This is a genomic window from Acidithiobacillus sp., from assembly GCF_023256195.1.
Classification (GTDB): domain Bacteria; phylum Pseudomonadota; class Gammaproteobacteria; order Acidithiobacillales; family Acidithiobacillaceae; genus Acidithiobacillus_A.
In genome coordinates, this window is sequence record NZ_JAGDWX010000035.1 from 1 (window position 1) to 4907 (window position 4907).

The window sequence follows — 4907 nt, forward strand, 5'->3', positions numbered from 1 at the left end:
TTGTTTTATATGGTGGGCCCGGCAGGATTTGAACCCGCGACCAAAGGATTATGAGTCCCCTGCTCTGACCAGCTGAGCTACAGGCCCGATATTTGGGGCCGATCCGAAGACCGACCCAGAGTTACGCCTATCCCCCTTACGGGATGATGGTGACCTCACCGTCCACAAAGCTGCGCAGGCGTTCGGAGCGCGAAGGATGACGCAGTTTGCGCAGGGCCTTGGCTTCGATTTGACGGATACGCTCGCGGGTCACGTCGAACTGCTTGCCAACCTCTTCCAAAGTGTGGTCGGTATTCATGCCGATGCCAAAGCGCATGCGCAGCACCTTGGCTTCCCGCGGCGTAAGGCCCGTATCCAGGAGCTCTTCCACCACCTCACGAATAGCCGCATTGACGGCCGCATCCGTGGGGGCCGCGACGTTACGGTCCTCGATGAAGTCTCCCAGATGGGAGTCTTCGTCATCGCCGATGGGAGTTTCCATGGAGATAGGCTCCTTGGCAATCTTCAGGACCTTGCGGATCTTGTCCTCGGGCATCTCCATGCGCGCCGCCAGCTCTTCCGGGGTAGGCTCGCGCCCCATTTCCTGCAGCATCTGTCGACTGATCCGGTTGAGTTTATTGATGGTTTCGATCATGTGCACCGGAATCCGAATGGTACGAGCCTGATCGGCGATACTGCGGGTGATGGCCTGGCGGATCCACCAGGTGGCGTAGGTGCTGAACTTGTACCCGCGGCGGTATTCGAACTTGTCCACCGCCTTCATCAGGCCGATATTGCCCTCCTGGATGAGATCCAGGAACTGCAGGCCGCGATTGGTGTACTTCTTGGCGATAGAAATGACCAAACGGAGGTTGGCCTCCACCATTTCCTTCTTGGCCCGCCGCGCCTTGGCCTCACCGATGGACATGAGACGGCTGGCCTCCTTGATCTCAGCGATAGGCAGGCCCGCGCGCTCTTCGATATTGGCAAGATGGGTCATGACGGCCACGATCTCGTCGCGCAGCACCAGCAGCCGGGGGCTATAAGGCCGCGCCGCCGAGATCTGACTATCCAACCAGGCGATATCGCTTTCGTGTCCGGGGTAGCTGCGTACGAACTCCTTGCGCGGGAATCCGGCGCGGTCGATGCACAGAGCCATCAACTCGCGCTCGGCCACACGCACTTCCTCCGTCAGGTTGCGCAGGGCATCGGCCATCAAGTCGATCTGCCGCACGTTCAGCTTCATCTCCAAGAACCGATCGGCCAGCAACTGGCGCTGTTCCTGGTACTCCGGACTGCGGACCTTGCCGGCCTTGTGCAGGGCGAGCAGATGCTCATAGCCGGCACGAATGGCCGCAAAGCGCTCCAAGGCCTCCTCCAGTTGCGGCCCCTTGTCCGCTACGCTGAGCCCTCCGCCATCTTCTTCGTCCTCATCGTCATCGCTGTCGTCGGCGTCGTCGGCCTCTGCGGCGAGTCCCAATTCCTCGTCCTCCGCCGCTTCTTCATTGATAGCATTGGGATCGATGAAGGCGTCCACGACTTCGTCCAGACGCAGCTCACCCTGCTCGACCTTCTGCGCTGCCTCCAGCAGGATGGCGATAGTGGTGGGGCATGTGGAAACGGCACGCAGAACCTGCAGAAGGCCATCCTCTATGCGCCGCGCGATCTCGATCTCGCCTTCGCGGGTCAGGAGTTCTACCGTGCCCATTTCGCGCATGTACATCCGCACAGGATCGCTGGTGCGGCCGATATCCGCCTCCACCACGGCCAGGGCCTCTTCGGCAGCCTCTTCGGCTTCCTGAGCGGCCACGATGGGATTGCCCTCGTTGTCCATGAGCAGGGATTCGTCATCGGGCGCCTCTTCGAAGACCTCGATGCCCATGTCGTTGATCATGGTGATGACGTTTTCCATTTGCTCGGGGTCGAAAACGTCCTCGGGCAAGAGGTCATTGATCTCCCGATAGGTCAGGTAGCCCTGTTCTTTTCCTCGGGCAATCAAACGCTTGAGCTCGGAACGCTGAGACTCGTTGTCCACCGTACTGTCACTCTCTCTCATAGACAACCCACCGACGCGGAAAGCCGCGTATTATATAAGAAAAGCATCGTCGATGAAAAGCCGACCGCAACACTTGGGTACACCGGCCCCGGCATTTCACGACCCCCTTACGATTCCTCAGCCGTCGATCTTCGTCCCTTGGTGATGCGCAGCAGTTCCTGCCGCTCTTCCGGCGACAGGGCAGCCAGGCCGGAGCGATCCGCGGTACGCCCGATGAAGCGCATACGCGCTTGCGCCAACTTCAGATTCACGCGCTCCACACAGTCCCGCACCTCGCTTTGCGACGCTGCATCGGACTGCAGGGACGGTGCAAACTGCTCGCGAAACATCCCGTCCAGATCCCGCCGCGCCGACAGCCGGGCAAAAAGGGCCCGACTCTCTATATGGGTGGACTCGGACAAAATTTCAAGGGCGTCTGCGAGCATCTCGGCGTAGGGATCCTCCTCCGCAAGATACACCAGCAATCTTCGTTCCAGACCTTGCCATTGCAGATCGGAGGGGCACTGCAGCAAAAGCCGCAGCGCCGCCTGACAGAGACTCGGCCGCCCCGTTCGCGGGGCCTTGACCGGCACGGATGCTGGACTCGCGACCGGGGGCGGCAGGCTGACGCTGACACCCACCATCTCCTCGAGACGCTGGCCGTAGACCGCACGCAGGTCTGAGTCCTCGACCTTGGCCAAGAATTCTCGGGCCTCCCGCAAAAATTGCGCCCTTTCGTCGGCCTGGCGCAGATCGTAGCGCTCCTGCAAGACGGCGAGGTAATGGTCCAGGGCAGGGCGTGCCTGCGCGAGGATGTCCTCGAAGGCCGCCGCCCCCCTCGCGCGTACCAGCGAGTCGGGGTCCTCACCCTGAGGCAAAAACAGCACCCGCAAAAGCCGGCCGGGACGCAGCTGTGCCGGCGCAAGCTGCAATGCTCGCCAGGCCGCCGCCCGTCCTGCAGCATCGCCGTCGAAACAGAGCACCACCTCCGGGGCGCTGCGCCAGAGCGTTTCCAACTGCTTTTCCGTCAGGGCCGTACCGCTGGCGGCGACGGCGAAGTCGAGCCCGGCTTGGTGCAGGGTGATGACATCCAGATAACCCTCCACCAGTACCACCTGCCGACGTTGACGGATGCCTTCCCGTGCCAGGTCCAGTCCATAAAGCATCTGCCCCTTGTGGTAGAGGATAGTCTCCGGGCTGTTCAGGTACTTGGGCTCACGCCCGTCCATGCTGCGCCCGGCAAAGCCGCAGAGCTGCCCCCGACCGTCCCGCAGGGGAAAGAGCACACGGCCTCGGAAGCGATCGTAGTAACGACCATCGTCGCGCCGGGAGACCAGACCCGCTCCCACCAGCAGCTCCCGCTGGGCGGCATTCTGGCCCAGACGGGACAGCAGAAACTGGCCCTGATCGGGAGCGTAGCCCAGACCAAATCGCTCCTGCGTGGCGCTACTCAGGCCGCGCTGCTGCCAATAGGCCTGAGCCGGCCCATGATCCTGCAGCGCCTCGCGGTAGAGCCGGGCGGCGGCCTCGAGGATAGCGCGCAGCGGTCTGGGATCGGGTCCCTCCGGCCGCCCCTCCTCCGGAAGCGGTATACCCGCCTCCTCGGCCAGCAGACCTACGGCCTCAACAAAGGAGAGGCGTTCGTAGGCCATGAGAAAACCGATGGCGTTACCGTGGGCGTGACAGCCGAAACAATAGTAGATCTGCTTGTCCGGACTGACGGAGAAGGAGGGACTCTTCTCCTGATGAAAGGGACAACAGGCCCAATAGTCCTTGCCCTTTTTCTTGAGGGGCACACGGCTGTCGATGAGGCGCAGGATATCGCTGCGGGCGAGAACGGTGTCGATGAAGGCCTGGGAGAAACGGGCCATGGCTCAGCGTAGATCCAATTCGCTGACGCCACCACCACCCTGCTCGGGACGCGCCATTCGCCAAGCGAGGACGCGCGCGTCGCTCTGCGCGAACTCCCGGACCATCTCGGCCAGCACTCCGTTGCCGGTGCCGTGCAGCACCTCCACCTGCTGCCGCCCGGCGGCGATGGCACCATCCACGTGGCGCTCCAGCGCCACGCGCGCGACATCCCGTCGCTGCCCGCGCAGATCCAGACGCCAGGGGTGCGATTCGGGCGCGCGGTAGTGGCTGCCACCTCGTTCTTCGGCCAGCGTCGCCCCCGGATCCAGCTGGAACTGTTCCAAGGGTATCCACAGCTGCTTGCCGCGGATCTCGATCTGCAGTCTCTGGCCTGAGGCGTCCACCCGCAGTACCTCCACGGCCTGCCGCAAGGGCAAAAAAAGCCCGCGATCGCCCGCTGCCGGAAGCTTTTGGGGGGCAGCAGTGGCGGCAGGGCGCAGTTCGGCATCCAGCGCATCGAGTCGCGCCGTCGCCGCGGCGGTATCCCGTCCGGCCTTGAGTGCGGCAATGGCCGCCCGCACTTCTGCCCGCGCCCGGGCGAGTAGCGCTTCCCACTGGCGTCGGGCCTCCTCCGCGGCACGCTCCCGCGCGGCGGCGGCCAGCTCCTGCTCCTTCCGCCAACGCGCCTGCAGCTGCTCGGCCTCGGCGCGCAGGCGTTCTGCCTCAAGCCGCTCCTGCTGCGCCTCCTGCAGCAGGCTCTCTCGGCGAGTCTCCCAGAGTTCCCAATCCTCCTGCTCGCTGGCGTGGATCGCCTCGGCTCGATCCAGCACCGAACTGGGCAGACCCAGCCGGCGGGCGATGGCAAGACCGTGACTGGCCCCACCCATCCCCAGCTGCAGGCGATAGGTGGGGCGCAAAGCCTGCACGTCGAAACCCATGCCCCCGAGCAGGATCTCCGGACGCTCCAGGGCGTAGCGCTTGAGCGCCTCCACCATCAAGAGATATAATTATTACAAAAGGACCTATAGACGTATTGGATCAT

General features: G+C 63.4%; 3 protein-coding genes and 1 tRNA gene. All 4 read right to left on the minus strand.

Annotated elements, in window-relative coordinates:
- Positions 1 to 10 precede the first annotated feature (10 nt).
- Positions 11 to 87, minus strand: a tRNA-Ile gene (locus tag Q0C23_RS08890).
- A gap of 49 nt (positions 88 to 136) precedes the next feature.
- Positions 137 to 2035: an RNA polymerase sigma factor RpoD gene (rpoD, locus tag Q0C23_RS08895; RefSeq protein WP_291512019.1), complete on the minus strand. Its 1899-nt coding sequence runs from the start codon at positions 2033 to 2035 to the stop codon at positions 137 to 139.
- Between the two features lie 107 nt (positions 2036 to 2142).
- Positions 2143 to 3885 (minus strand): DNA primase, encoded by a 1743-nt coding sequence (gene dnaG, locus Q0C23_RS08900; protein ID WP_291512020.1) that lies wholly within the window; start codon positions 3883 to 3885, stop codon positions 2143 to 2145.
- Positions 3886 to 3888: 3 nt separating this feature from the next.
- Positions 3889 to 4860 (minus strand): Smr/MutS family protein, encoded by a 972-nt coding sequence (locus tag Q0C23_RS08905; protein ID WP_291512021.1) that lies wholly within the window; start codon positions 4858 to 4860, stop codon positions 3889 to 3891.
- Between the last annotated feature and the right edge of the window lie 47 nt (positions 4861 to 4907).

Bases quoted from the DNA above. Each gene is read 5' to 3' on its own strand.
- rpoD (WP_291512019.1), bottom strand. From the start codon at position 2,035: ATGAGAGAGAGTGACAGTACGGTGGACAACGAGTCTCAGCGTTCCGAG.
- dnaG (WP_291512020.1), bottom strand. From the start codon at position 3,885: ATGGCCCGTTTCTCCCAGGCCTTCATCGACACCGTTCTCGCCCGCAGC.
- Q0C23_RS08905 (WP_291512021.1), bottom strand. From the start codon at position 4,860: ATGGTGGAGGCGCTCAAGCGCTACGCCCTGGAGCGTCCGGAGATCCTG.